This window comes from Bacillus sp. FSL M7-1020, assembly GCF_038050415.1.
Taxonomy (GTDB): Bacteria; Bacillota; Bacilli; order Bacillales; family Bacillaceae_G; genus Bacillus_A; species Bacillus_A toyonensis.
In genome coordinates, this window is sequence record NZ_JBBOTW010000001.1 from 3,462,006 (window position 1) to 3,488,923 (window position 26,918).

General features: G+C 37.2%; 27 protein-coding genes. 1 reads left to right on the forward strand and 26 read right to left on the reverse strand.

Annotation, left to right across the window (positions count from 1 at the left end; all coding sequences use genetic code 11):
- Nucleotides 1-38: 38 nt before the first annotated feature.
- The 17 genes from trmD to MHB70_RS17570 form a co-directional block, all read right to left on the reverse strand.
- The gene (gene trmD / locus MHB70_RS17490; RefSeq protein WP_000686907.1) at nucleotides 39-773 is read right to left on the reverse strand and encodes a tRNA (guanosine(37)-N1)-methyltransferase TrmD; all 735 of its coding nucleotides are present in this window, start codon (nucleotides 771-773) and stop codon (nucleotides 39-41) included.
- Nucleotides 773-1,288, reverse strand: a complete 516-nt coding sequence (rimM, locus tag MHB70_RS17495; protein WP_000170280.1) for a ribosome maturation factor RimM — start codon at nucleotides 1,286-1,288, stop codon at nucleotides 773-775. The genes trmD and rimM overlap by 1 nt, the downstream gene beginning before the upstream one ends.
- A 121-nt stretch (nucleotides 1,289-1,409) precedes the next feature.
- Nucleotides 1,410-1,637, reverse strand: a complete 228-nt coding sequence (locus MHB70_RS17500) for a KH domain-containing protein (RefSeq protein ID WP_000737399.1) — start codon at nucleotides 1,635-1,637, stop codon at nucleotides 1,410-1,412.
- Nucleotides 1,638-1,651: 14 nt separating this feature from the next.
- A complete protein-coding gene (rpsP, locus tag MHB70_RS17505; protein ID WP_000268750.1) occupies nucleotides 1,652-1,924 on the reverse strand; it encodes a 30S ribosomal protein S16 in 273 nt (90 codons plus the stop codon).
- 101 nt (nucleotides 1,925-2,025) lie between these two features.
- Nucleotides 2,026-3,375: a signal recognition particle protein gene (gene ffh, locus MHB70_RS17510; protein ID WP_000863463.1), complete on the reverse strand. Its 1,350-nt coding sequence runs from the start codon at nucleotides 3,373-3,375 to the stop codon at nucleotides 2,026-2,028.
- Nucleotides 3,376-3,387: 12 nt separating this feature from the next.
- Nucleotides 3,388-3,720: a putative DNA-binding protein gene (locus MHB70_RS17515; protein WP_000891061.1), complete on the reverse strand. Its 333-nt coding sequence runs from the start codon at nucleotides 3,718-3,720 to the stop codon at nucleotides 3,388-3,390.
- 133 nt (nucleotides 3,721-3,853) lie between these two features.
- On the reverse strand, nucleotides 3,854-4,843 hold the full coding sequence (gene ftsY / locus MHB70_RS17520) for a signal recognition particle-docking protein FtsY (RefSeq protein WP_000007643.1): 990 nt from the start codon (nucleotides 4,841-4,843) through the stop codon (nucleotides 3,854-3,856).
- 14 nt (nucleotides 4,844-4,857) lie between these two features.
- A complete protein-coding gene (gene smc, locus MHB70_RS17525; RefSeq protein ID WP_000479010.1) occupies nucleotides 4,858-8,427 on the reverse strand; it encodes a chromosome segregation protein SMC in 3,570 nt (1,189 codons plus the stop codon).
- Nucleotides 8,428-8,573: 146 nt separating this feature from the next.
- Nucleotides 8,574-9,311, reverse strand: a complete 738-nt coding sequence (rncS, locus tag MHB70_RS17530; protein WP_001146877.1) for a ribonuclease III — start codon at nucleotides 9,309-9,311, stop codon at nucleotides 8,574-8,576.
- A gap of 59 nt (nucleotides 9,312-9,370) precedes the next feature.
- Nucleotides 9,371-9,604 (reverse strand): acyl carrier protein, encoded by a 234-nt coding sequence (acpP, locus tag MHB70_RS17535; protein WP_000786062.1) that lies wholly within the window; start codon nucleotides 9,602-9,604, stop codon nucleotides 9,371-9,373.
- Between the two features lie 69 nt (nucleotides 9,605-9,673).
- On the reverse strand, nucleotides 9,674-10,414 hold the full coding sequence (gene fabG / locus MHB70_RS17540; RefSeq protein ID WP_000911780.1) for a 3-oxoacyl-[acyl-carrier-protein] reductase: 741 nt from the start codon (nucleotides 10,412-10,414) through the stop codon (nucleotides 9,674-9,676).
- Nucleotides 10,414-11,358 (reverse strand): ACP S-malonyltransferase, encoded by a 945-nt coding sequence (gene fabD, locus MHB70_RS17545; RefSeq protein ID WP_061529569.1) that lies wholly within the window; start codon nucleotides 11,356-11,358, stop codon nucleotides 10,414-10,416. Before fabD ends, fabG begins: the two co-directional genes overlap by 1 nt.
- Nucleotides 11,359-11,372: 14 nt before the next feature.
- The gene (gene plsX / locus MHB70_RS17550) at nucleotides 11,373-12,365 is read right to left on the reverse strand and encodes a phosphate acyltransferase PlsX (protein ID WP_000684090.1); all 993 of its coding nucleotides are present in this window, start codon (nucleotides 12,363-12,365) and stop codon (nucleotides 11,373-11,375) included.
- Complete coding sequence (fapR, locus tag MHB70_RS17555; protein WP_000747351.1) at nucleotides 12,362-12,955, reverse strand: transcription factor FapR; 594 nt, start codon at nucleotides 12,953-12,955, stop codon at nucleotides 12,362-12,364. The genes plsX and fapR overlap by 4 nt, the downstream gene beginning before the upstream one ends.
- Nucleotides 12,956-13,043: 88 nt before the next feature.
- Entirely contained in the window at nucleotides 13,044-15,092 is a 2,049-nt protein-coding gene (gene recG / locus MHB70_RS17560; RefSeq protein WP_061529570.1) for an ATP-dependent DNA helicase RecG, read from the reverse strand.
- 289 nt (nucleotides 15,093-15,381) lie between these two features.
- The gene (locus MHB70_RS17565) at nucleotides 15,382-17,058 is read right to left on the reverse strand and encodes a DAK2 domain-containing protein (protein WP_000027119.1); all 1,677 of its coding nucleotides are present in this window, start codon (nucleotides 17,056-17,058) and stop codon (nucleotides 15,382-15,384) included.
- Nucleotides 17,059-17,080: 22 nt separating this feature from the next.
- Entirely contained in the window at nucleotides 17,081-17,443 is a 363-nt protein-coding gene (locus MHB70_RS17570; RefSeq protein ID WP_000021109.1) for an Asp23/Gls24 family envelope stress response protein, read from the reverse strand.
- A 376-nt stretch (nucleotides 17,444-17,819) separates the two neighbouring features.
- Here MHB70_RS17570 and rpmB point away from each other — a divergent pair, with 376 nt between their 5' ends.
- The gene (gene rpmB, locus MHB70_RS17575; protein ID WP_000124776.1) at nucleotides 17,820-18,008 is read left to right on the forward strand and encodes a 50S ribosomal protein L28; all 189 of its coding nucleotides are present in this window, start codon (nucleotides 17,820-17,822) and stop codon (nucleotides 18,006-18,008) included.
- Between the two features lie 73 nt (nucleotides 18,009-18,081).
- On the opposite strand, the gene spoVM is transcribed toward rpmB, so the two are convergent.
- The 9 genes from spoVM to fmt all read right to left on the reverse strand — a co-directional run bounded on the left by spoVM (nucleotide 18,082) and on the right by fmt (nucleotide 26,915).
- Entirely contained in the window at nucleotides 18,082-18,162 is an 81-nt protein-coding gene (gene spoVM / locus MHB70_RS17580) for a stage V sporulation protein SpoVM (protein WP_001213599.1), read from the reverse strand.
- A 66-nt stretch (nucleotides 18,163-18,228) separates the two neighbouring features.
- Nucleotides 18,229-18,909: a thiamine diphosphokinase gene (locus tag MHB70_RS17585; protein WP_061529571.1), complete on the reverse strand. Its 681-nt coding sequence runs from the start codon at nucleotides 18,907-18,909 to the stop codon at nucleotides 18,229-18,231.
- Nucleotides 18,910-19,009: 100 nt separating this feature from the next.
- Nucleotides 19,010-19,654, reverse strand: a complete 645-nt coding sequence (rpe, locus tag MHB70_RS17590) for a ribulose-phosphate 3-epimerase (protein WP_000589965.1) — start codon at nucleotides 19,652-19,654, stop codon at nucleotides 19,010-19,012.
- A gap of 2 nt (nucleotides 19,655-19,656) precedes the next feature.
- The gene (gene rsgA, locus MHB70_RS17595) at nucleotides 19,657-20,538 is read right to left on the reverse strand and encodes a ribosome small subunit-dependent GTPase A (RefSeq protein WP_001113946.1); all 882 of its coding nucleotides are present in this window, start codon (nucleotides 20,536-20,538) and stop codon (nucleotides 19,657-19,659) included.
- Between the two features lie 269 nt (nucleotides 20,539-20,807).
- Nucleotides 20,808-22,781 carry a serine/threonine protein kinase PrkC gene (gene prkC / locus MHB70_RS17600; RefSeq protein ID WP_000904738.1) on the reverse strand — a complete coding sequence of 658 codons (1,974 nt, stop codon included), beginning with the start codon at nucleotides 22,779-22,781 and terminating at the stop codon, nucleotides 20,808-20,810.
- Nucleotides 22,782-22,789: 8 nt separating this feature from the next.
- A complete protein-coding gene (locus MHB70_RS17605; RefSeq protein WP_000648690.1) occupies nucleotides 22,790-23,542 on the reverse strand; it encodes a Stp1/IreP family PP2C-type Ser/Thr phosphatase in 753 nt (250 codons plus the stop codon).
- Between the two features lie 4 nt (nucleotides 23,543-23,546).
- The gene (gene rlmN / locus MHB70_RS17610) at nucleotides 23,547-24,635 is read right to left on the reverse strand and encodes a 23S rRNA (adenine(2503)-C(2))-methyltransferase RlmN (protein ID WP_000450536.1); all 1,089 of its coding nucleotides are present in this window, start codon (nucleotides 24,633-24,635) and stop codon (nucleotides 23,547-23,549) included.
- 4 nt (nucleotides 24,636-24,639) lie between these two features.
- Nucleotides 24,640-25,974 carry a 16S rRNA (cytosine(967)-C(5))-methyltransferase RsmB gene (gene rsmB, locus MHB70_RS17615; RefSeq protein ID WP_001249655.1) on the reverse strand — a complete coding sequence of 445 codons (1,335 nt, stop codon included), beginning with the start codon at nucleotides 25,972-25,974 and terminating at the stop codon, nucleotides 24,640-24,642.
- The gene (gene fmt / locus MHB70_RS17620; RefSeq protein ID WP_000598797.1) at nucleotides 25,971-26,915 is read right to left on the reverse strand and encodes a methionyl-tRNA formyltransferase; all 945 of its coding nucleotides are present in this window, start codon (nucleotides 26,913-26,915) and stop codon (nucleotides 25,971-25,973) included. The genes rsmB and fmt overlap by 4 nt, the downstream gene beginning before the upstream one ends.
- Nucleotides 26,916-26,918 lie beyond the last annotated feature (3 nt).

The following is a 26,918-nucleotide window of genomic DNA, read 5'->3' on the forward strand; positions in this document are numbered from 1 at the left end:
ATTGCTAGGACTGTTGCAATAGAAAATATATGAAGCCCTTATTGTTCTTCTTTAATCTGTTCCAACCATTTCTTTTCTTGCTTAGATAATTCTCTTTCTTCCAATAAATCCGGTCTACGTGTGTACGTACGACGCAAAGATTCTTTATGGCGCCATTCATCAATATTTTTATGATTTCCTGACATTAAAACATCTGGTACCTTCATACCACGAAAATCAGCAGGACGTGTATAATGTGGATGTTCCAATAACCCTGTACTAAACGAATCTTCCACTTGTGAAGCATGATTTCCTAGTACTCCTGGCAGGAGACGTACTACACTATCAGTAATAACCATAGAGGCTAATTCTCCACCTGTTAATACGTAGTCACCAATAGAAATCTCATCAGTTACGAGATGCTCACGAATCCGTTCATCATACCCTTCATAATGCCCACATACAAAGATTAAATGTTCTTCCTCTGCAAGCTCTTCCGCTTTCTTCTGAGTAAATCTTTCCCCTTGCGGACACATTAAGACAACTCTCGGCTTACGCTCTGTTTCTTTCGTTAAATCTTCCACCGCATCAAAAATAGGCTGAGGAGTAAGCACCATACCAGCACCTCCGCCGTAAGGGTAATCGTCTACACTATTATGCTTACTCGTTGTATAATCACGAAAGTTAACAACACGAAGGCTTACCGCTTCTTTTTCTTGCGCCTTCTTTAAGATGGAAGACCCAAATACACCGGTAAACATGTCTGGAAACAACGTTAAAATATCAATTTTCATTATAGTAGCCCTTCCATTACATGAATGGTTACTAATTTATTTTCAATATTAACTTGAAGTACAACATCATCAATGTAAGGAATTAAAAGATCTTGGCCCTTTGGACGTTTAATTACCCAAACATCATTTGCACCAGGAGATAGAATCTCTTTAATCGTTCCTAACGCTTCTCCTTCTTCCGTTACAACACTACAACCAATAATTTCATGGTAGTAGTATTCACCTTCAGCAAGTTCGCCTAATTGCTCTTCTGGTACTTTTATTAAAGAACCTTTAAACTTTTCTGCTTCATCTACATTGTTGTATCCTTCAAATGTTAATAAATCAAATGTCTTATGTTGACGATGAGAAGTTACCTTCACCGGAAGGAAGTCTGTACTTTTCTCATTCGATATGTATAGAGTGTTTCCTACTTTATATCGCTCTTCCGGAAAATCAGTACGAGAAATAACACGAATTTCTCCTCTTACGCCATGAGTATTTACAATTTTCCCTACATTAAACCATTTTGTCATAAATAGTATGTCACCCCTGGTTTCTATATAAATTAAGCATCTCCATTTCACATATGGAACATGCAACTTCTCTTTAAATGTTAAAAAAGGGAGAGGATATAACTCCTCGCCCTTTTTACGTTTATTGAATTTCCAGTGTTACTTTTTCATCATTATGATGTCCCACTGAATACAAGAGCATTCGAATCGCTTTCGCAACTCTCCCTTGCTTACCAATGACTTTTCCAACATCCTCAGGATGTACAGTTAATCGATACTTTATCTCTCCGTTGTAAAGTTCCTGTGTAACTTTTACATCTTCAGGATGATCGACAAGAGGCTTGACAATCGTCTCGACTAACTTCTTCATAGTCATTGCCTCAATTACTTACCTTGTTTAGATAAGTGGAATTTCTCCATGATACCTTGGTTAGAGAATAAGTTACGAACTGTATCAGATGGTTTAGCACCGTTTCCTAACCATTTTAATGCTGCTTCTTCGTTGATCTTAACTTCAGCTGGTTGAGCAACCGGATTATAAGTACCGATTTCCTCAATGAAACGTCCGTCACGAGGAGAACGAGAATCTGCAACAACTACACGATAGAAAGGAGTTTTTTTAGCTCCCATACGTTTTAAACGAATTTTAACTGCCATTTTATAAAGCACCTCCGAATTTATTTCACACAGATAATTATATTAGCAAAAAGACTATTGCTTTGTAAAGTATTTTTTCTTAACAGAGCCATCTTTTTTTCTTACATGAATGGAAACTTCATTCCACCTAGTCCTTTTTTCTTACCTTTTTGCATTCCAGTCATCGTTTTCATCATTTTCTTCATATCATCGAATTGCTTGATTAGACGATTGATTTCTTGTACGGTTGTACCGCTACCTTTTGCAATGCGTTTTTTTCGACTAGCGTTAATTATTTCCGGTTGTTCACGTTCTAATTTAGTCATAGAACGAATAATTGCCTCAATATGCCCAATTTGCTTTTCATCAACTTGCGCGTTTTTCAGCCCTTTAATTTTATTTGCACCAGGAAGCATCCCTAACAATTCGTCAAGTGGTCCAAGTTGACGCACTTGTCCAAGTTGTTCTAGGAAATCGTCAAGTGTAAACGAAAGCGTACGCATTTTTTGCTCAAGTTCTTTTGCTTTCTCTTCATCAACTGTAGCTTGCGCTTTTTCAATTAATGTTAAGACGTCGCCCATCCCTAAAATGCGGGATGCCATACGTTCTGGATGGAACGCTTCAATCGCATCTAGTTTTTCACCCATACCAGCAAATTTAATTGGTGTATTTGTTACAGCCTTAATAGATAATGCCGCACCACCGCGCGTATCACCATCTAGTTTCGTTAATACAACACCCGTTAACCCTAACTGATCATGGAAACTTTGTGCAACATTTACCGCGTCTTGTCCTGTCATCGCATCGACAACAAGGAAAATTTCATCCGGATTCGCAACTTCTTTCACTTTCGCTAATTCATCCATTAGTTCTTCATCAATATGCAGGCGACCTGCTGTATCGATTAAAACATAATCGTGATGATCTTCTTTTGCCTTTGCAATCGCTTGTTTCGCAATTTCAACAGGACTTACTTGATCTCCTAAAGAGAAAACAGGCATGTCCAATTGCTTCCCTAATGTTTCAAGCTGTTTAATCGCTGCTGGACGGTAAATATCCGCTGCAACAAGCATCGGTTTACGATTATGCTTTTTACGAAGCAAATTCGCAAGCTTACCTGTTGTCGTCGTTTTACCCGCACCTTGCAGACCAACCATCATTATAACAGTCGGTGGCTTATTAGCAACAGCAATTTTGCTTTGCTCTCCGCCCATAAGTTCTGTAAGTTCTTCCTGTACAACTTTAATTACTTGTTGTCCAGGTGTCAAACTTTTCATTACATCTTGTCCGACAGCACGCTCAGACACACGCTTTACAAAATCTTTTACTACTTTAAAGTTAACATCCGCTTCTAAAAGAGCTAGACGAACTTCTCTCATCATTTCTTTCACATCGGCTTCAGAAACTTTTCCTTTGCCGCGGATTTTTTGCATTGTCTGTTGAAGTCGGTCGGCTAATCCTTCAAATGCCATATTGCCGCCCTCCTAATCTAATTTTTCGATAGCTTCAACAACTTGTTTCATTTCTTCATTCACATGCTCTTCTTCGCTGATTAGCTGTTTTAGCTTTGCAACAAGTCGCTGTCGCTCTTGAAACTTTTGAAGTAATACTAATTTATCTTCATATTCTTCAAGCATCGCTTCAGTCCGTTTAATGTTATCATACACGGCTTGGCGACTTACATCAAATTCTTCCGCAATTTCACCAAGAGATAAATCATCTAGATAATAAAGCGACATATAACTTCTTTGTTTTTGCGTTAACAACGATTGATAAAAATCAAATAAATAGTTCATTCTCGTTGTTTTCTCGAGCATGTTGGATCATCCTTTGTTAAGTGATTTCCCTTTACATCAATTAGTTTACATGGAGTATAAAAGAGTGTCAAGTTTTTTTCTTAACATCACTTATTTTTTATAGAAAAAGAAGCGGTAATACCGCTTCTTTCATTTATACTTCTTCTGTTTCCACTAAATTTGCAAATAAACCATACACATATTGTTCTGGATCAAACTGCTGCAGATCATCCATTTGCTCTCCTAAGCCAACAAATTTCACCGGTACATCCATTTCGTTACGAATTGCTAATACGATACCACCTTTAGCAGTTCCATCTAACTTCGTTAAAACAATACCAGTAACATTCGTTGCTTCACGGAATGTTTTCGCTTGACTTAAACCGTTTTGACCTGTTGTTGCATCAATAACTAGTAACACTTCATGAGGAGCTCCTGGTACTTCACGCTCAATTACACGCTTCACTTTCTCTAACTCTTTCATTAAGTTCACCTTATTTTGCAAACGTCCTGCTGTATCACATAGTAATACATCTACTTTACGCGCTTTTGCAGCTTGTACAGCGTCATACATTACCGCTGCAGGGTCAGAACCAGACCCTTGTTTAATGACTTCTACACCAACGCGATCGCCCCATACTTCTAATTGTTCAATCGCGCCAGCACGGAACGTATCTCCTGCTGCCAATAGGACTGACTTACCTTCTGATTTAAATCTATGTGCCAGTTTACCAATTGTCGTCGTTTTCCCTACACCGTTAACACCTACAAATAAAACAACTGTTAATTGATCTTCTTGCATATTGATTTCATTACTAAAGTCGCTGTCACCTTTATAAATGCCAACTAACTTTTCCGAAATAACAGCTTGTACTTCTTTTGGGTCCTGAATATTTCGGCGCTGCACTTCTTCTTTCAACTGATCAATTAATTCCATTACAGTCGAAACCCCTACGTCTGCGCCGATTAAAATCTCTTCTAACTCTTCAAAGAAATCTTCATCCACTTTACGGTAACGATAGACTAAATCATTTACTTTATCCGCAAATGAATTTCTCGTTTTTTCCAATCCGTGTTTAAATTTCTCTGTTACTGTATCCGTTTGTTTTGAAATTTTTTCTTTAAGTTTTTTAAAAAAGCTCATGCTTCCCATCCTTCCTATTTACTCGCCACAAGTTCTTCCCCGTCATCTAAACGAACAGAAACAAGCTTAGATACACCTGATTCTTGCATCGTTACACCATACAATACATCAGACTCTTCCATTGTACCTTTCCTGTGTGTAATTACAATAAACTGCGTCTCATCACTAAATTTCTTTAAATATTGCGCAAAACGAGCAACATTCGCTTCGTCTAGAGCCGCTTCTACTTCGTCTAGTACACAGAATGGTACTGGGCGTACTTTTAAAATACCAAATAAAAGCGCTATTGCCGTTAAAGCACGTTCTCCACCTGACAGTAAACCTAAGTTCTGCAATTTCTTTCCTGGTGGTTGTGCAACAATATCAATACCAGTATTTAATATGTCTCCAGGATCCGTCATTACTAAATCCGCTCTACCGCCTCCGAATAATTCAGTAAATACAGATTGAAACTCCGTTCGAATCCCTTCAAAAGTAGTGGAAAAACGTTTTTTCATTTCTTCATCCATCTCAGTAATAAGTTGGTGCAATGTCGCTTTCGCTTCTTCTAAATCATCTCGTTGCTCTAGTAAGAACGTATGACGTTCCGCTACTCGCTCGTATTCATCAATTGCACCCAAGTTTACTGTACCTAACTCTTCTATGGATAGTTTTATTAATTTCACCTTTTTACGCGCATCTTCTGCAGGCATCATCATTGTATACTTCAGTTTTGCTGCTTCAAATGAAATCGTATATGTTTCACGTAAATGTTGCAATCTATTTTCCAACTCAACATCAAGTCGGTTAATTTTCACTTCTTGATCTTTCAACAACTCAAGAATATATTTATGCTTGCCTAACGTTTCCTTCACATTACGTTCTAAATGCTCCACTCTCTCTTGTAATGATACACGTTGTTCACGGCGAGAGCGAATTAATTCTGAAGTTTGATTACGATCATATGCTTTTTTCTCAATCATATTCGTAATTTGTTCTTCACCACTTGAATTAGATGTCATTTCTTGCTTTAAGAATGCTAAATCTTCTTTTGTTTTTACAAGTGTTGTATCAGTTTCTTCTTTTTCCTTCGTTAATCGTTCAACTTTTTCTTTTTGATTAGACAAACGTTGTTGTTGTTCAGCCGCTTGTACTTTCAGCTCAGTCATTTCCTTCTGAACTTTTTCTTTTGAAGAATGTTGCTCACTTTTTTGTTTCGTTAACGCGACGATTTTGCTATCTAATTCCGAAATCTCTGCTTGAAGAGTTGCTAAAATCTTTTCTAACTCTCCTTTACGTCCTTGCATTTTCACTTGATCTTGTAAAAATCCTTCTATCTCTAAGTCGTATATAGATAAGCGATCATTAATTCGATGTTCTTCTAATTCTAATTGATTAATTTCTTCTCTTAATTTTTGTTCATCTGCACGCTCAGTTTCTACACCTTGGCGTAGTTCGCGTATTTGTACTTCTTTTTCTTGAATCTCTTGCTTTACTGCTTTAACAAAGTTTTCTAGCTTCGTTGTTTTTTCTTCCATATCAGTGAGCTTTTTAGTCCATTCTTCAAGTTCACGCTGACGTCCTAATAAAGAAGATTTCGCCTGTTTTACAGCTCCACCAGTCATTGAACCCCCAGGATTCACTACGTCACCTTCAAGTGTTACAATACGATAGCGATATTGTAATTGTTTCGCTAATTCATTTGCACCGCGTAAATCTTTCGCAACAACAACTGTACCTAATAGGCTCGAAACGACATTCTCGTATTTATTATTGTACTGCACAAGTTCTGCCGCTACTCCTACAAACGATGGATGTTGATTCACAACACGTAACTGTTCAAATGATAACGATCTACTTTTAATAACAGCTTGCGGTAAAAACGTTGCACGTCCATGTTTATTCTGCTTTAAAAATGCAATTGCATTACGAGCATGTTCCTCTGTTTGTACAACGATATGCTGCATTGCTGCACCTAGAGCAATTTCCATTGCAACTTCATATTCTTTCGGTACCGTTAACAGTTCCGCAACAGCACCCTCGATACCTTGCAACCTATTTTCTCTAGCTTTCAATACTTCACGTACACCTTGGTAGAAACCAGAATAGTCCTCTTGCATCTCTTCTAGCATTTCTTTTCGTGAGCGCGCCTGTTGTACAAATTGATATGCTTGATACAGTTTTGTTTCATTTTCACTATACTGCGCCTTACATTTCCCGAGCGCCGCTTCTGTTTTCTGTATGTTCGAAATGATACCAGCTATTTTTTCTTTCACTTGTTCATAACTTTCAACAAGTTTCGTCTTTTTCGCTGTGATTTCCATACGCATTTCTACATATTTCGCATTCTCTTCATCAAGACGTTCATTTTTAGAGTTTTGCTGTTTAGACTGTTCTTCAATCATAGATAATTCATTACGCTGACTAGCTTGTTGATTTAAAAGTTCAATATAATCCCCTTTTAAATTCTCAATCTGTTCCTCTAAATTATCCGCAAAAGTTGCAAGCAGTTGTTCATTATCAAGCAAATTTCTCTCCAATTCTTTTACTTGATCTACAAATTGCATTAACACTTCTGTACTTGATTCAATTTCACCATCATAACTTTTAGCTTTTTCTGTCAATTCAACAATTAACTGTTCAAGTTGTGCACAATGCGTCGTAGCATTTTGCTTCCTCTCTTTTAACAGCTCACGTTGTCCTTCTAATTTTTCTAGCTCTTTGCTAGAAAGAAGAAGAACTTCTTGCAAGGAATCTACAGACTCATCTACCGCTTGTAATTGTCCACGTAACTCCTCAAGCTCTTCTTCACTTTTTTGTAAATGCGTTGACATTTTAGCTTCTTCGTTTTTATTATGCCCAAACTGACTTCGAAGCGCTTCCCATTTCTCATGCAATTCTTCAATTTCATGTACAATAAGCGCAGCTTCTACTTTCTCTAACTCTTCTTTTTTCTCGAGATAATCTTTCGCAATAGAAGCTTGTCTCTCTAACGGTTCTACTTGAATACTCAATTCATGAATAATATCTTGTACACGATTTAAGTTTTCTTGTGTATCCGCTAATTTCCCTTCAGCTTTCTTTTTGCGAAGTTTGTATTTCAGCACACCTGCCGCTTCTTCAAATACACCGCGACGTTCTTCTGATTTACTACTTAAAATCTCTTCCACTTTCCCCTGACTAATAATTGAAAAGGCTTCTCTTCCCATGCCAGAGTCCATAAATAAATCGATAATGTCTTTCAATCTACAAGATTGTTTATTTATATAAAAGTCACTATCACCTGAACGAGATACACGGCGCGTTACACTCACCTCGTTATATTCAATCGGTAAACGTTGATCTTCATTATTTAAAGTTAATGTTACTTCAGCTACATTAACCGCTCTCCTCGTTTCACTACCGGCAAAAATAACATCCTCCATCTTTGCACCACGTAATGATTTTGCAGATTGTTCACCAAGTACCCAGCGAATTGCATCAGTAATATTACTTTTCCCGCTCCCATTAGGCCCTACTACAGACGTAACACCTGGAACAAAATCGACAGATACACGCTCAGCAAAAGATTTAAATCCTGCTATTTCTAATCTTTTTAAAAACACGAAAGGTCTTCCTCCTATTCTCCGTTGTTATATACGTTGTCTGTACGAAACCAAGCTATAATACGGATTTACTTTCCTTTCATTTATTTACAAAAGAAAAGTTTCATTCTATGCATAAGGAATCCCCCTATTCAAAGGGGGATTCCTTATAGTTGTTCTTTTAATTTTTTCAATGCTTCTGCAGCAGCTTGTTGCTCTGCTTCTTTTTTCGACTTACCACTACCAAGACCTAACGCTACATTATTTAATGTAACACGTGATACAAATTCTCGATTATGGGCTGGTCCTTTTTCTTGCAAAATTTGATACTCAATGTTGCCACTACCATCACGCTGGATCAATTCTTGCAATTGACTCTTATAATCCATCACATGAGAAAAAGCACCTTCATTAATTTTCGGATACACAATTTCTTTTAAGAATCCCCAAACTGTTTCTAGCCCTTGATCAAGATAAAGGGCACCAATAAACGCTTCAAAGACATCCGCTAATAAAGCTGGTCGTTCACGTCCACCTGTCATTTCTTCACCTTTCCCTAATAAAACAAGGCTTCCAAATGACAGCTCATTTGCAAAACGAACAAGAGATGGCTCACATACAATAGCTGCACGTAGTTTTGTTAACTCTCCTTCGCTCATTGTCGGATATTTTTGAAACAGATACTGCGATACAGTAAGTTCCAGTACTGCATCTCCAAGAAATTCAAGACGCTCATTGTCTTCATGCGGTTTTTTTCGATGCTCATTCACATACGATGAATGCGTAAATGCTTGAGTCAATAATTTTTCATCTGTAAACGTAATACCTATCTTTTCTTGAAACACTTTAAACGCTTCACGATATTTTGTTTCGTATTTTTTTTCTCTATATTTTCGGTACGGCATAGGTCCCTCCAGATATAAGCCGAGAAAGCCCCGCTAAATAACGGGACTTCACTTAAGCATTATAGATGACTCTCTATGTAAGTCACAGCATCGCCAACAGTAGCAATCTTTTCAGCATCTTCATCAGAAATTTCCATTTCGAATTCATCTTCTAATTGCATTACAAGTTCTACTACATCTAGGGAGTCTGCGCCTAAATCTTCTTTAAAGCTTGCAGCTGGTACTACTTCAGTTTCTTCTACACCTAAACGATCAACGATGATTTTTGTTACACGCTCTAAAACATCTGCCATTCCATTCACCTCCCCTCAAATATTATATTAAATATTGTCCAAAAAAACTAGATGAAATCGATTCTTTTATTACATTACCATTCCGCCATCAACATTTAACGTTTGTCCTGTAACATATTTGCTTTGATCCGAAGCAAAAAACGTTACAGCATTCGCGATATCTTGCGCTTCACCAAACTGTGCAGCCGGAATAACTTTTAACATTTCACCTTTTATATTTTCATCTAATACGTCCGTCATATCAGTTGCAATAAATCCAGGAGCAATTGCATTAACAGTTATATTTCGACTTGCTAATTCTTTTGCTGATGTTTTTGTTAATCCAATTACACCAGCTTTAGCAGCAACATAATTAGCCTGCCCTGGATTTCCTACAACACCAACAACAGAAGCAATATTTATTATTCTACCATGACGTTGGCGCATCATATAACGAGATACTGCTTTTGTACATAAGAATACACCTTTTAAGTTTGTATTAATAACTGTATCCCATTCTTCTTCTTTCATACGCATTAATAAATTATCTTTTGTTACGCCAGCGTTATTTACAAGAATATCGACTTGTCCAAATGTATCTACTGTTTGTTTCACCATATTTGTAACATCTTCAGCATTTGCAACATCTGCTCTTACCGCAATTGCATCTGAACCTAATTTCTTGATTTCATCTACTACTTCATTCGCCTTTTGTTCATTACCAGCATAATTTACTACTACATTTGCCCCTTGTTTCGCTAAATCGATTGCAATCGCGCGACCAATTCCACGTGAAGCACCAGTTACTAATGCTACTTTCCCTTTTAACATCAGTTTTCTCCTCTCAAATTTGAAATGGTATCTTTTAATGTCGCTTCATCATATATGGCATATGCTTTCACTGATGAATCAATCGACTTCATAAGCCCAGCAAGTACTTTTCCAGGTCCAATTTCAATAAATATATCCACACCTTGTTTCACCATAGTTTCAATAGATGGGTACCATAATACAGGTGAATACAGTTGTTCAATTAGCTTCTCTTGAATATCTGCACCACGTGTAATAACATCTGCTGTAACATTTGCTATAACAGGAATATTCGTATCCTGAATTGTAATTTCATCTAACACACTTTGAAACTTCTCAGCAGCTGGCTTCATAAGAGAGGAATGAAATGGTCCACTTACTTTAAGCGGAATTGCTCTTTTAGCACCATTTTCTTTCGCTCTTTGAGAAGCAAGTTCTACCCCTTGATTTGTTCCAGAAATTACAATTTGCTTCGTACTATTCATGTTTGCAATCTGTACTGCATACCCTTCACTTGTTACTTCTTCTGTAACTCGTTTCAGCATATCTGGATCAGCACCTAAAATAGCTGCCATTGCCCCTTCCCCACCAGGAACGGCTTCTTCCATATATTCGCCACGTTTTCTTACAGCATATACAGCATCTTCAAAAGTTATAGCACCAGCTGCCACAAGAGCGCTATATTCACCTAAACTATGTCCTGCTACAAAATCAGGTGTAATGTCATACTCTTTCAAAGCTGTCAAAATAGCAAAACTCGTTGTTAATAATGCAGGTTGTGCATTTGTCGTTAATGTAAGCTTTTCCTGCGGCCCTTCAAAAATCACCTCTGAAAGTGAATCGTGCAACACCTCATCTGCTTTCGCAAACACTTTCGCAACCTCGTTATTATTCTCCGCTAACTGTCTACCCATTCCAACTGCCTGTGAACCTTGGCCCGGAAAAAGAAATGCTATTTTTCCCATTTCAAATCCTCCTCTTATTGAAGCGGCTCCTTCTCCATTACACTTGAAATTGTAGGAATTACTTCTTTCGCTACCATTTCTCTCGTTTGACGAATCGCACTAAATATCGATTGGTCATTTGAAGAACCGTGAGCCTTAATGACAGGAGCTTTCAATCCAAACAATGCCGCTCCTCCATACTCCGAATAATCCATTTTATCTTTTAATACCATAAGTTTTGGTTTTAATACCGCTGCTGCTAATTTGCTCGTAAACGAACTCATTAATTGCTCTTTTAACATAGAGAATAGCGCAAGCGCGGTTCCTTCTAGTGATTTTAGAGCTACGTTCCCTGTAAAACCATCACACACAACAACATCTGCTACACCTTGCAATAAATCTCTTGATTCAACGTTTCCAACAAAATTAATTGGTGCATCTTTGAGCATAGCAAAGACCTGTTTTGAAAGCTCGTTTCCTTTTCCATCCTCTGTTCCAACATTTAAAAGTCCAACACGAGGGTTTTTAATTCCTCTTACCTTCTCTGCGTAAACAGAACCCATCACTGCATATTGATATAAATGAACTGGTTTTGCATCAACGTTTGCTCCAACATCTAACATAACAAAACCTTCTCCATCAACAGTTGGCATTGTCGGTGATAAAGCTGGTCGTTCAATTCCTTCCATACGACCGACAACAAATAATCCTGCTGCCATTAAAGCCCCTGTACTACCTGCTGATATACAAGCATCTGCAATACCATCTTTCACTTGCTGCGCTGCTAGTACCATTGAAGCTTGTTTTTTTCGACGAACCGCCCTTACTGGCTCATCTGTCGATTCAATTTTTTCGTCTGTATGAAGGATAGTAATTCGCTCTTCACTCGTTAAGTATTGACGGATTTCTGCTTCTTTCCCTACTAACGTAATATGTAAATCTGAATATTCCTTAATAGCTTTCATTGCTCCTAATACTACAGCCTTTGGAGCGTGATCTCCGCCCATTGCATCTATTGCGATTTTCATAAGTTGTTACCTTCCTCACTATTATTACTAGATCGATACATTTCAAAAGTGCCTGTAAAAACAAGTTCTTCTCCAACAAAGCTACGCACTTTGACAACCGTCCGTCCTTTATCATTCTCTACATCTTCAACGCGCGCTTTTGCAACTACACGTTCTCCTAATTTTACAGGACGAATGTATCGAATGGTAGACTTTGCAGTTAAAGCTAATTCTTCATCAATAACTGCAACAGCTAGTGAGTTTGCTTGCGCAAACAAATGATGCCCACGAGCAATTTGATTTCTTTTAAATACATGTTCTACCTTTACTTCAAAGATAGATATCGCATGTCTATCTAATTCTATATCGATAATTTCTCCGACAACCTCTTCTAACGGTAAAGATTTCACATCTTCTTCATGTTGTTTTGTAGCCACATGCTTAATTCGTTCTCTCAATTCAGGAATAGATAACTCCATACGATCCAGACGAACAGTCTGTATGCTCACTTGAAATTTTTCTGCTAAATCTTCATCCGTTATAAAAGGATTCGTTTCTATTGTTTGTTGTAATAATTCTTGTCTTTCTTTTTTACTTCTTCTCTTTTTCATACCGCACCATCCATTTTTATGACTAGGTACTAACAGTAGTATATAATCATTAAAAGTAGAATGCAACAAAAACTTTTGCAGACTACTTTTAATCGAGCTTCTCTCCCTGGAACACACCTGTTCCGTCAAGATAAGTACGCAACGAAGCATACTGATCATTATGCCAAAACGCTTCTGAATCAACTAGTATCGCCGCATCTTGTCTCGCTGTTTCTAACGCCCGATAATCATGTACCATATCAGCAACCTTAAATTCTGGTAGACCACTTTGCTTACTTCCAAAGAAATCCCCAGGACCTCGTAACTCTAAATCTTTTTCTGACAATACAAATCCATCATTTGTTTCAGTCATAATACGCATTCTTTCTTTTCCTGTTTCTGATTTCGGGTCTGCAATTAATAAGCAATATGATTGTTCACTACCACGCCCAACACGCCCCCTGAGCTGATGAAGCTGCGATAAACCGAAACGCTCCGCGTCATAAATAACCATAACAGTCGCATTTGGTACATTCACACCTACTTCAACAACTGTTGTCGAAACAAGAATTTGCACTTTATTTTCACTAAACTGTCCCATTATCTCTTCTTTTTCTTGAGATGATAGTCTCCCATGCATTAATCCAACTTGGCACTTACCTTGATAATGATGAGTCAGCATACTATGTAAATCGATAGCATTTTGTACATCAAGTTTCTCAGACTCTTCAATAAGAGGACAAATAACATATGCCTGTCTTCCTTTTTTTATCTCTTTCTCCACAAAGCCGAGAACACGGTCTAACATATCATGTTTTGCCCAATACGTTTCGATTACCTTTCTACCAGCTGGCATTTCATCGATAATAGAAACGTCCATCTCTCCAAATGCCGTAATAGCTAACGTTCGCGGAATTGGGGTTGCCGTCATAAACAATACATCTGGACTTTCACCTTTCTCACGTAAAACCCGGCGCTGCGCTACACCAAATCGATGCTGTTCATCGGTAATAACGAGACCTAACCTATGAAATATAACTTCATCTTGAATTAAAGCGTGCGTCCCAACAAGGATATCTACTTCTCCCTGCTCTAATCTCGCCAAAATTTCCTGACGTCTCGCACCCTTAACAGAACTCGTTAACAGTTCAACCGTCATACCGAAACGAGAAAACGTCTCCGCAAGCGACTGATAATGTTGTTCGGCTAAAATTTCTGTAGGAACCATTAAAGCACCTTGATAATGAGCTAATTTTGCGGCATAGAGACCAATCGCAGCAACAACTGTTTTCCCAGAACCAACGTCACCTTGCAACAGCCTGTTCATCCGATAAGGAGATGTCATATCCTTTAAAATTTCATCTACAACCCGGTGCTGTGCACCAGTTAACGGAAACGGAAGTGCATCGATAAATTCTTGTAATTCTGTTGACGGGATTTCCTTCTTCGTACCTTTTGAATTTTCTCTCTCCATTTTCCTTAGTGTTTGCATTTTTAGCTGAAATAAGAAAAACTCCTCATATACAAAACGGCGACGAGCTTGCTTTAAATCTTCTTGCCCTACCGGAAAATGCAACGCCCTGAGTGCTTCATAACGTGGTAATAATTTATACCGATTTAACAAACCATCTGGTAGCACTTCGACCATAGAATCTCCATACTCCTTTAGCGCTTGTGCAATAAAACGGCGCATCTGTTTTACTGTAAGCTTTCCTTTCACTGAATATACAGGCTCTACTTCTTGTTGACGAACAACCGATCCAAAATGAAGCTCTGATACAGCAATTGTTTGACGATGTTGATCCCATTTACCAGTAATCGTTACCGTTTCATCCAAATTTAACTTTTGCTTATAGTAAGGTCTATTAAAACATACAGCCGTAATTAAATAACGACCGACGAGAACACGAACTGTAAGACGTGATTTTTTCTTACCATAGTATTGTAGTAACGGAGCACTATGAACTTTCCCTTCAACTGTTACACGCTCATCATGCTTTACTTCAGCAAGATCTTTCATCGCATAATCTTCATAACGGTACGGAAAATGCTCTAATAGATGAGAAACTGTATAAATTCCCATCTCGTGTAGTAATTCAGATGTTTCTCCTCCGATTCCCTTTACATCTGTAACAGGAACTTGTACAACGTCATTCAAGATTCTCACACTCCGTCACATTATTTTCTTTGTTACACTCTATTTGAGTATCAATTAACATCTGCAATCGCTATCTTTCACCTTATATATTCTATCATAGGCATTCTAAGAGAAACTACTCAAATCCCTTATACACAACAAGTAAAAAAGAGCCTCACTATTAGCAGCAAGGCTCTTTTCTTTATTCCATATGCTAGCCTTTTGAATAAAAACTAGTAATAACGTTCACATTACTACTTCTGATCCATTAGCAAGTAAGTGATCCATTTATTTTCAAAACGAATCTTTTTTATTCTACAGAGAAGATGAAAGAATACACTGGTTGATTCCCAGCATGCACTTCTACTTCAGCATCTTCAAATTTCTCTTCTACAAATGCAACTAACTCAGCTACTTCTTCATCAGTTGCATCTTCACCTTGTAGAATCGTTACGATTTCAGACTCTTCATCAATCAATGCTTCTAATAATTGCTTTGCAGCTCCTACTTTTTCAGCATTTGTTGATACGATTTTTCCATCCGCAATGCACATGAAATCGTCTTTTTGAATTGCTACACCGTCAATTTCCGTATCACGAACAGCATACGTAATTTGACCCGTTTTCACATGAGATAAAGCTTCTTTCATGTTTTCTTCATTTTCTTCTAACGTTCCAACTGGATTAAATGCTAACATTGCAGCCATACCTTGAGGAACTGTTTTTGAACGAATAACAATAACTTCTTGATCAACAACTGACGCTGCTTGTTCTGCTGCCATCACGATGTTTCCGTTATTTGGTAAGATGATGATTTTTTCAGCATTCGCCTCTTCAATCGCCTTCACAATATCCTCCGTACTCGGATTCATCGTTTGGCCACCTTCGATTACTTTCGTTGCACCAATGCTCTCAAATAAAGTTTTAATACCAGATCCCATAGCTACAGTTACGATACCATATGGTTGTTTTTCTTTCGATTGAGTTGTTTGCTCAGGAACCATAGTAGGTTCATCTAATAAAGCGGTATGCTGTTCACGCATATTTTCTACTTTAATCTTAATTAAACTACCATAGCGTTGCCCATAATTCATAGGATCTCCAGGATGTTCCGCATGAATATGAACCTTAACAACCTCATCATCTGATACAACAAGTAGTGAATCTCCGTATACACTAATATCTTCACGGAATTTTTGTTCAGAGAAATTATGTTCCTTCATTTTTTCAGGCTCTAATTTCACCATGAATTCCGTGCAATATCCATACTTTATATCTTCTGTACTCAATTGGCTTTGTACACTACGGTGATGTTCTGCGCGTACCATGTCATTCATAGATGGTTGGGCAGACACATCAGAAGAAATTGTTTCTCCTTTTAAGTCAGCTAAAAATCCTTCATATACAACAACAAGACCTTTACCACCGCTATCTACAACGCCAACTTGCTTTAATACAGGTAATAAATCTGGCGTACGATTTAACGATGCATTGGCTTCTTTCACAACGTCTTCCATAAACAAAACAAAGTCGCGCTGTTTTTTCGCAACTGTCACTGCATATTTACCCGTTTCTCTTGCAACCGTTAAAATCGTTCCTTCAATCGGTTTCATAACCGCTTTGTAAGCCGCTTCTACCCCAGCATCTAAAGCTGCAGCAAAATCAACTGTTGTTAATTCTTCTTTTTGTTCAATGGATTTTGAAAAACCACGGAATAACTGAGATAAAATAACACCAGAGTTACCACGAGCTCCCATTAATAATCCTTTGGCTAAACTTACACCGACTTTACCAGCGTGCTGTGAAGGATTTGCTTTCACTTCACGTGCGCCTGAAGTCATTGATAAGTTCATGTTTGTACCGGTATCGCCATCTGGAACTGGAAATACGTTTAATGCATCAACAAGCTGAACATTATTTGTTAAATTATTCGCTCCTTGCATGATCATTTGTGATAAACGTTTCCCATCAATTTTTTGAATTGACACAGATTTTCCTCCTTAATGCACATTACAAGTTTATTACTTTAACTCCTTGTACGTAGATGTTTACAGAATCTACTGCTAGTCCTACAGTTTGATCTAATGTATATTTCACTTTCGTCTGCACGTTATGTGCTACTTCTGAAATTTTCGTACCATAGCTCACAATAATATACATATCAATATGTACTTCATCTTCATCTTTACGAACAATAACACCTCTAGTGAAGTTTTCTTTTCGTAAAATGTCTGTTAATCCATCTTTTAACTGATTTTTTGATGCCATACCTACGATACCGTAGCAATCTACCGCGGCACCTCCAGCAATTGTTGCAATTACATCTGTACTAATATCAATTTGTCCGTACTTCGTTTTAATTTCAATTGACATCTCGTTTCCCCCTTCATAAATGGTGAAAGTGAGCTAGACTACTTTAGTTACTATCATATAATCTTTTCAAAGAAAATTCCATCGTTCTTTCTTTTCACTCTCATATTTTATGTTTTATACTACACTTTTCTATGATGAGCAAAATAGTCCATTGTTATTATACAACATGTACCACTATAATATGTCAAGCAAATTTTCTTGATTTCAACTTTTCTTCACTTACATATAGTGTCAAGTAATTTTTCTTGATTTCTTTTTTCTACAGTGTTGCATTCTCTTTTTAGTTGTGTTAAATTATAGTAGTGTTTTTAGCATCGCAAAAAAGACTAACATTGAAAAATTACGTATGGTAAGGTGTCAAGGGAGGGAAATATAAATGGCTCGTGTTTGTGCTATCACTGGAAGAAAAGCTCGTTCTGGTAACTCTCGTTCTCACGCAATGAACGCTACAAAACGTAAATGGGGCGCTAACCTTCAAAAAGTTCGCGTACGCATCGACGGTAAAGTTCAACGTGTTTACGTTTCTGCTAGAGCATTAAAATCTGGCAAAATCGAACGTGTTTAATAATAAAAAAAAGAGCCGCTAGGCTCTTTTTTTACTATACCAATGGAAAAAGCACCTATTATCGGTGCTTTTTTTAGTCTTTTTTGAAGGTGTTTAACATCGCACGAACAATTCCACCAAGAAATTTAGGTAACTTAATTGTATAAAATCTCATGGTTTCCCTCCTAATCCCCTTTACTCCACTTGCCCACTATATGATGCAAGGAGCAAAATTGTTTCTTCAATCAGTGCTTCTTATCATCATTAATATGCCAGATGCGAATGAAAAAGTACCTTTTTCCTCAATGAGTTCATTACTAATACAAAGTGTCGATCCCCACTCTATCGTTTTATTAGTAAGAGGGTACTTAAATCCTTGTAGTGTAATACCTTCTACACTTTCAGTAACTGGCACAAATGATACATAGGGGAAATTTTTATTTATTCCAATTGTATATGTACCAACTTTTTTCACCATTATTTCATTTTTATTATCCACAATACACATTTCCACTTTTGCTTCTAAACCCTTTAAAAGCATCTGTATATTTGCTAAACCATGATCCAACCGCCCACCAGTTGCACCAAAAATACGAATTAATTTGGGTTTCTGTTCTAAAGCCCAACTAATTGCAATCTCTAAATCCGTTTGATCTTTTTCTCGTGGAACAATATGTAATTCATCTGTTCGCTGTCCCATCCATACTAATTCTTCTTCAGTTACTGAATCGTAATCTCCGAACGCAACAGATGGAGTAATCCCTCTTTTTAGTAAATGGTACACTCCTCTATCAACCGCCGCCCACACTACTTCTTCATTTTCATATCGAGAAAAATCTGCGCAATATTCTGCAGGGCCTCCTGCTAAAATATGAATAATCATTTTTCCTTCCCCTTCTATTGTAAAAAGGCAATCTGCCATTCGGTAGATTGCCTTTTTACATATTTTTCGCTCTATCCTTTCTAAATAGTGAAGTCTTACTAAACCCGAAACTTCACTAGGATAGGGATCTGTTCATTCATTATCCACGAATGATACGGATCGCTTCACCGCGGTCTTTTTGATTGTATACCGCTGATCCAGCTACAAGTACATTTGCTCCTGCTTCAACACAAAGTCTTGCCGTTTCAGCGTTGACACCACCATCAACTTCAATTTCGACTTCTAGATTTCGCTCTTTAACCATTTCTGCAACTTGTTTAATTTTCGGTAATACAGAATGGATAAATTTCTGTCCACCAAATCCAGGATTCACCGTCATAAGTAATACCATATCTATATCTTCTAACACATGCTCAATCACCGAAACTGGCGTATGTGGATTTAATACAACCCCTGCTTTAATGCCATGAGATTTAATTAACTGAATTGTACGATGTAAATGAGGACACGCCTCTACATGAACAGTAATAATATCCGCTCCCGCTTTCGCGAAAGTTGGGATATAGTTATCAGGATTTTCAATCATTAAATGCACATCTAACGGTAATGATGTAATCGGACGGATCGCTTCTACAATTAATGGCCCAATCGTAATATTCGGTACAAAATGCCCGTCCATTACATCGACATGAATGTAATCAGCTCCGCCTTTTTCTACATCTTTAATTTCTTCCCCTAATTTTGAAAAATCTGCTGATAAGATCGATGGTGCAATTTTAATCATAACTAATACCTCGGCTTTCTCTCTCTAATTTCTTCTACGAATTGTTGGTAATTCTTATAACGATATTCTGTAATCTTTCCTTCTTCAACCGCAGCTTTCACCGCACATTTCGGTTCAGAAAGATGTGTACACCCTCTAAATTTACAGTATTGGCTCGCTTCTTTCAACTCAGGAAAACAATATGTAAGATCTTCTACCTCTATATCTATGAAATCAAGTGAACTAAAACCAGGTGTATCCGCAACAAGTCCACTTCCAACTGCAATTAATTCCACGTGTCTTGTCGTATGTTTTCCGCGTCCTAAATGTGAGGAAATATCATTTGTTTTTAGTTCTAAATCCGGACGTAATACGTTAAGCATCGAAGATTTCCCAACACCTGATTGGCCAGCAACGACAGAAACACAACCTTCTAAAAATGGTTTTAAAATAGCAATACTTTCCGATGTATTTATAGAAGTAAATAATACATCATAACCCATTTCACGATAATCATTTGCATAAGCTTCAACGGTTTCTCGCATCTTTTCATCCACTAAATCCATCTTACTAATACAAATAATCGGCTTAATGTTATGATATTCAATCAGCACTAAAAATCGATCTAACAGTCCAGGATTAAAATCTGGTTCTACTGCAGAGAAAACAAGGATTGCTTGATCCACATTAGCAATAGGAGGCCTAACAAGTTCATTTTTTCGATCAAATACTTCAAGCACGTAGCCTTCCGTTGGGTTATCTGCTTGAAAAACGACTTGGTCTCCTACAAGTGGTGTAATTTTATTTTTTCTAAATACACCACGCCCACGACATTGTGTAACCCCTTCTTCATGTTGTACATAATAAAATCCACTTAAAGCTTTTACAATTTTTCCTTCTGGCATATAATTCTCCTTTATTTTGTATAAAGTGAAGCTGTAATTAAAACGAATAGACTAGAGTTCTTTAAACAATTATTTTAAAACCCACCAATATATAACCAGGTTCATATATTTAATCTCTACCATCAATTCGAAATATTTTTTACAACAATATCACTTGTATAGCTTTTTGAATCATATATTTTTGCCTGTTATACAGTCCACCTTGTAGACAGCATAACAGGCAAGGGTAATGCATTCCATTCTCTATAAAAAGAAAATGGAATTCACTATTATTGAGTTGGATATGGTACTTCCTTATCGATAATCGTTACTCCATCCCGTACGATTTTATAGTGACCCTTTGAGCCTTCTTGAATTACAAATTCTAAAGAAATTGTTGCCGACTCTGAAATCGTTCTAGTTTCAATTGGTCTATCCATCTTTTGTTGCATATCTTCTTTATAAATTTCTATTGTTTGCGGTTTTTTCTCACCTATTATAGAAGACTCATATGGGATAGAAATGTTATCCACCTTCACTGTTTTTGTTACTTTCGGCTTAGGGCCATTCGAGATGATAAGTGTCACTTTATCTCCTTCTTTTAACGGAGTTCCTGGTTTTGGCGATTGCGAAATTACAAGACCTTTATCAACCGTATCTGAATACTCTCGTTTTATATCTGGAGTTAATTTTCTCTCATTCAAATCACCAGTTGCACTATTTTCAGTCCATCTTGAAAAATCACCTGGTCTATTTTGATAAGGACCTTTACTTATCCAAACTTTCAGTTCTTGCTCCGCCTCTACAACCATTTGATCAGGTGTCGGTATTTGTTCTACAATTTCACCTTTTGGTTTATCATTTTCAATATAATTTTCAGTAACCTGTTTATATCTTTCTTCTAACTCGGGTTTTACACTCTCAAAGTTTTGACCTGTAAAATCCTTCATCTTACTTTTCTTTTTTCCACCTGATTGATAGATAGTAATTTTAGAACTTTCCTTCACTACTCTTCCTGCTACAGGATCAGTTTTTATTACATCTCCAGCTTCCACATCATCTGTATATACAATATTAGGTTCTGTCACTTCAAAACCTTTTTCTACCAACTTATTTACAGCTGTCGTATATTTCATACCAGCCACATCAGGAACTTTTACATCTTTCGGAATAAAGAATCCCGGAATAACAGTAAGAGCTAATGTTATTCCAATTGCTAAAAGTAAAAATGTCGTAATTAAAACCTTAATCCATTTATTACTTCGTTTTTTCTTCTTATCTAATTCAGTATGTTCTTTTCTTTTTGGTTCATCCACTTTACTTCCACTTAAAACAATCGTTTCATCAGTTACATTTTCAAATAATTGTTCTTGTTGGATAATTGGAATCGCTTTCGTCGCTTCCATATCTTCTGGTATGTAAAATGGCTGTTCATTAATTCGTTCTGGATATAAAGCCGTTTCAATATCTCGTTTCATCGCATTAGCAGATTGGTATCGATGGAACGGATCTTTAGCAGTTGCCTTTAATATAATATTCTCAACACTTTGCGGAATATTTTCATTCCATCTTCTTGGAGACGGTATTTCACTTTGTAAATGTTTTAAAGCTATTGCAACAGCAGATTCACCAGAAAACGGTTGTCTTCCTGTTAACAATTCGAACATAACAATACCAAGCGAATAAATATCTGATTGTTTATTTGCTATCCCGCCGCGCGCTTGTTCTGGTGATAAATAATGCACCGAACCAAGTACTGAATTTGTATGTGTAATAGTTGTTGCACTTGTAGCTGTCGCAATTCCAAAATCTGTTACTTTTACTACTCCATCAGCTCGAATTAAAATATTGTGCGGTTTTATATCACGATGCACAATTTCAAAATGATGAGCGTGTGCCATGGCGGATGTTAATTGCTCCATAATATCAAGAGCTTCCCCTATAGGTAACATCCCTTGCTCAATTATGTATTGCTTTAATGTTTGTCCAGGTACATACTCCATTACAAGATAATATATACCATCTTCTTCTCCAACATCATACATATTCACAATATTTGGATGCGACAACGTTGTAACAGATTGCGCTTCTCGATGGAAACGTTTAATAAACTCTTCGTTATTGGAATAGTCGAGTCTTAATATTTTCACCGCTACATCTCGGCCGAGTATGTCATCATGAGCTAAATATACATTGGCCATCCCTCCACCGCCAATCATTTTTAGCAGCTTATAACGGTCATTTAAGCGTTTTCCAATCAGCACGTTGCACTTCACCTACTTTCGTTTGTCGAATCCGCATAATCAATAAGAACAAGAGTAATATTATCCTCTCCACCACGATCATTCGCCAATTGAATGAGACTTTGCACCTTAGCTTCGAGCTGTTCATTTAACTGTAAAATTTGTTGCATATCAGTCATAGGGACTTTATTAGACAATCCATCAGAGCAAAGAAGCAATTGATCATCTTCTTCAAGTACCAATGTTTTAACATCTAATCCGACTTTTTCTTCTGTTCCTAGCGCTCTTAACAAAACATTTTTTTTCGGGTGGTATTCTGCATCTTCCTTTGAAATTTCACCATGTCTCACAAGTTCATTTACAAGTGAATGATCTTCCGTTACGAGCGACATTACTCCCTCTGATACCATATAACAACGACTATCTCCTATATGACCTATTGTTACAAAATTAGGCGTACAAATTGCTATGATAATCGTTGTTCCCATACCATCACACTCTACGTGTTGTTTAGAATATTCAAAAATGCGTTCATTAATAATTCCAACACTAGTATGTAACCACTCTTCTACTTTTTTAGGCTCATTCATATTATGCGTTTGCTTCCAATAATCATGGAATAATTGAATGGCCATCGAACTAGCTACATCGCCAGCTCGATGACCTCCCATTCCATCTGCTACTACCGCTAAAATATTTCCATCTAAATTGTGAAAAACTCCTGCACTATCTTCATTATGTTGACGAACTTTCCCTTTATCCGATAGAAACACGGCTTTCATCTCGTCACCTCGTCTCTTCTTTGCGCTCCTTCGCACGCAACTGACCGCAGGCAGCATCAATATCGTGACCTTGTTCACGGCGAATTGTTACATTCACTCCACGATCTTTAAGCGTTTTTTCAAATAAGAAAATTTGCTCACGTGGTGTTCGTACGTAATCACGTTCTGGTACGTAGTTAACCGGAATTAAGTTCACATGACACTTTACACCTTTTAAGAGCGCAGCAAGTTCTTCAGCGTGCTCAACTTGGTCATTTTCTCCTCCAAATAGTCCATATTCAAATGTAATACGACGCCCTGTTCTATTTACATAGTATTTAATAGCTTCCATTAAATCAGGTAGCTTATAAGCACGGTTAATCGGCATTAATTTTGAACGTAATTCTGAATTTGGAGCATGCAATGAAATCGCAAAATTAATTTGTAACTCTTCTTCAGCAAACTTGTAAATTTTCGGAATAATACCACTCGTCGAAACTGTCATATGTCTTGCACCAATATGAAGTCCTTTTTCATGGTTAGTGATGCGTAAAAATCCCATTAAATTATCATAGTTATCAAATGGTTCTCCAATTCCCATAACAACAAGAGAACTTACACGTTCTTCCGTTTCATCAAGCGCGCGTTGCACTTCTACTACTTGCGCTACAATTTCTCCAGCTTCTAGGTTTCGTTTTAACCCGCCAAGTGTAGAAGCACAGAACGTACAGCCAATACGACAACCAACTTGTGTTGTTACACAAATAGAATTTCCGTATTCATGTCGCATTAATACCGTTTCAATAGAGTATCCATCATATAACTGGAATAAGAATTTAATCGTTCCATCCGAAGACGTTTGTTTTACTAACGTGTTTAAAGTAGTAATATCAAAGGAATTCGACAATTTATCACGCAATCCTTTAGAAAGGTTTGACATATCCTCATAATTTTTTACACGTTTTTTATATAGCCAGTCAAAAATTTGTCCAGCACGGAACTTCGGTTCTCCTTGTTCCTTTAACCAATCTTGCATTTCATGAAGTTGTAAAGAGTAAATTGATGGTTTTTTCGTTTCTACATTTTTCTTTTGTTTTTTTACAGTCGTTTCCATGATGCTACACCTTCTTCCTTAAACAAGCAATATAAAAGCCATCCGTTGCAAAATAATGCGGTAAAATTTGTACTTGACCTTCATTAATATACGGACTTAATTTTTCTGGCATACGTTCTTTTATCGTAGTATCCCATTCAAATTCAGGATGTTCTTTTAAAAATTTATCTATTACTTGTTCATTTTCTATTTTCTCAATTGTGCACGTACTATAAACAAGACGACCGCCTTGTTTTAATAATGGTGCTATCTTTTCTAATATCGCAAGTTGAATCGTCGATAATCTTTCACTATCGCCTTTATCTTTTCCTAACTTAATATCAGGTTTACGTCTAATTACCCCAAATCCAGAACATGGTGCATCTACTAATATTTTATCAAAAGTTTCATTTGCAAAGTGCTCTTGCACTTTTCTAGCATCTAACGCTTTTGTTTCTATATTTTCTAGACCAAGTCGCTCTGCTTGTTGTTTAATTAAACGCACTTTATGCGCGTGTAAATCAAGAGACATTACTTTACCAGTTCCCTTTAAACGCTCAGCTATATGCGTAGTTTTACCACCAGGAGCAGCACAACTATCAAGAACTGTCTCTCCCTCATTCGGGTCTAAAGCACGTGCAACAAGCATAGAGCTTTCATCTTGAATAGAAAGGAACCCTTTTTTAAACGCTTCTGTATGCGCTACATTCCCTCTTTCAATTTGAATTGCATCATCTGACAAATCGCCAGACTTTGCTTCTATTCCTTCACTTGCCAACAACTCAATTGCTTCTTCTACCGTTACTTTATCAACGTTCACACGTGCTGTAGGTACTGGTGGTAACATGTTTACTTCACACATTTTCTCTGCTGTCTCTAAACCATATTCAGATGCCCAATCTTGTACTAACCAAACTGGGTGACTCGTTGCAATTGCAAGACGTTCCACTGGATCTTTGATTTCATCTAATGAAGGTACACCTTCTCGCTGAATTGAACGCAATACTCCGTTCACCATGCCTGAAATCCCTTTATGCCCACGACGCTTTGCTATTTCAACCGCTTCATGAATAGCCGCTCTTTCTGGCACTCGGTCCAAATATATCATTTGATATAAAGATAAGCGAAGCAATACTCTTACCCACGCCTCAACCTTCTTTTTTAAAAAAGGCTGTAAATAATAATCTAATGTGTCACGACGTTGAATCGTTCCATATACAATTTCAGTTAATAAACCAATATCTTTTCTATCAATTGCATTTTTTTCAATTAGATTATTTAAAAGTAAGTTACTATATGCACCACTTTTTTCTACTTGAATTAAACCATCAAGAGCTAATTCACGAACATTTTGTCTCATGCATTTTCTCCTAACTTCGTGCCAATTTCAGGTTTTGTCCCACGTAAAAATTGTGAACAACTCATACGCTTTTTACCCGACGGTTGCAATTCAGTAATTTTAACACCTATTTCATTCCCTGTTGCAACAACAAATCCATCTTCTTCAAGACCAACTATTGTACCTGGTTCAGCTTTCGCTTCTAGAGAAACTTTCTCTCCCCACCATACTTTAACAACTTGTTCTGCTAAAGTCGTATATGCAACTGGCCATGGGTTCAATCCGCGAATGTGATTGTATACTTCTTCACCTGTTTTTGTCCAATCAATTTTCTCTTGCTCACGTTTTATATTATATGCGAATGTCACTTCATCTTCATTTTGTTTAATCGGTTCTAACTTACCTTGAATTAATAAAGGTACTGTTTTAGATAGAAGATGTGCACCGGCTTCACTTAACTTATCAAATAACGAGCCCGTCGTTTCACGCTCTTCAATTTCCACTTCTACTTGCGTTAAAATATCACCAGCGTCTAATTTTTCTACCATATACATAATTGTAATTCCTGTTTTTTCTTTACCTTCCATAATTGCATAATGAATCGGTGCACCACCGCGTAGTTCTGGAAGTAAAGAGGCATGGACATTAATACATCCGTACTTTGGCGCTTCTAAAATTTCGTTTGGTACAATCTGACCGAACGCAGCTGTTACAATTAAATCCGCCTCTAATGCTAATACTTTTTCATATTCGTCTTTTTCACGAATTTTCAGTGGTTGTAACACCGGAATACCATGTTTCTCCGCTTCAACTTTAACAGGTGTAGGTGTTAATACTTTTTTTCTACCTACCGGACGATCTGGTTGCGTCACAACACCTACTACATCATAGCCATCTTCGATAAGACGACGAAGCACCGGCACTGAAAAGTCCGGTGTTCCCATAAATACTACTTTAATCATTTA

Coding starts and splice junctions, on each gene's coding strand:
- trmD (WP_000686907.1), bottom strand. CDS start 773: ATGAAAATTGATATTTTAACGTTGTTTCCAGACATGTTTACCGGTGTA.
- rimM (WP_000170280.1), bottom strand. CDS start 1,288: ATGACAAAATGGTTTAATGTAGGGAAAATTGTAAATACTCATGGCGTA.
- MHB70_RS17500 (WP_000737399.1), bottom strand. CDS start 1,637: ATGAAGAAGTTAGTCGAGACGATTGTCAAGCCTCTTGTCGATCATCCT.
- rpsP (WP_000268750.1), bottom strand. CDS start 1,924: ATGGCAGTTAAAATTCGTTTAAAACGTATGGGAGCTAAAAAAACTCCT.
- ffh (WP_000863463.1), bottom strand. CDS start 3,375: ATGGCATTTGAAGGATTAGCCGACCGACTTCAACAGACAATGCAAAAA.
- MHB70_RS17515 (WP_000891061.1), bottom strand. CDS start 3,720: ATGCTCGAGAAAACAACGAGAATGAACTATTTATTTGATTTTTATCAA.
- ftsY (WP_000007643.1), bottom strand. CDS start 4,843: ATGAGCTTTTTTAAAAAACTTAAAGAAAAAATTTCAAAACAAACGGAT.
- rncS (WP_001146877.1), bottom strand. CDS start 9,311: ATGCCGTACCGAAAATATAGAGAAAAAAAATACGAAACAAAATATCGT.
- acpP (WP_000786062.1), bottom strand. CDS start 9,604: ATGGCAGATGTTTTAGAGCGTGTAACAAAAATCATCGTTGATCGTTTA.
- fabG (WP_000911780.1), bottom strand. CDS start 10,414: ATGTTAAAAGGGAAAGTAGCATTAGTAACTGGTGCTTCACGTGGAATT.
- fabD (WP_061529569.1), bottom strand. CDS start 11,358: ATGGGAAAAATAGCATTTCTTTTTCCGGGCCAAGGTTCACAGGCAGTT.
- plsX (WP_000684090.1), bottom strand. CDS start 12,365: ATGAAAATCGCAATAGATGCAATGGGCGGAGATCACGCTCCAAAGGCT.
- fapR (WP_000747351.1), bottom strand. CDS start 12,955: ATGAAAAAGAGAAGAAGTAAAAAAGAAAGACAAGAATTATTACAACAA.
- MHB70_RS17570 (WP_000021109.1), bottom strand. CDS start 17,443: ATGTCAATTGAAATTAAAACGAAGTACGGACAAATTGATATTAGTACA.
- rpmB (WP_000124776.1), top strand. CDS start 17,820: ATGGCTCGTGTTTGTGCTATCACTGGAAGAAAAGCTCGTTCTGGTAAC.
- spoVM (WP_001213599.1), bottom strand. CDS start 18,162: ATGAGATTTTATACAATTAAGTTACCTAAATTTCTTGGTGGAATTGTT.
- MHB70_RS17585 (WP_061529571.1), bottom strand. CDS start 18,909: ATGGCAGATTGCCTTTTTACAATAGAAGGGGAAGGAAAAATGATTATT.
- rpe (WP_000589965.1), bottom strand. CDS start 19,654: ATGATTAAAATTGCACCATCGATCTTATCAGCAGATTTTTCAAAATTA.
- rsgA (WP_001113946.1), bottom strand. CDS start 20,538: ATGCCAGAAGGAAAAATTGTAAAAGCTTTAAGTGGATTTTATTATGTA.
- MHB70_RS17605 (WP_000648690.1), bottom strand. CDS start 23,542: ATGAAAGCCGTGTTTCTATCGGATAAAGGGAAAGTTCGTCAACATAAT.
- rlmN (WP_000450536.1), bottom strand. CDS start 24,635: ATGGAAACGACTGTAAAAAAACAAAAGAAAAATGTAGAAACGAAAAAA.
- rsmB (WP_001249655.1), bottom strand. CDS start 25,974: ATGAGACAAAATGTTCGTGAATTAGCTCTTGATGGTTTAATTCAAGTA.
- fmt (WP_000598797.1), bottom strand. CDS start 26,915: ATGATTAAAGTAGTATTTATGGGAACACCGGACTTTTCAGTGCCGGTG.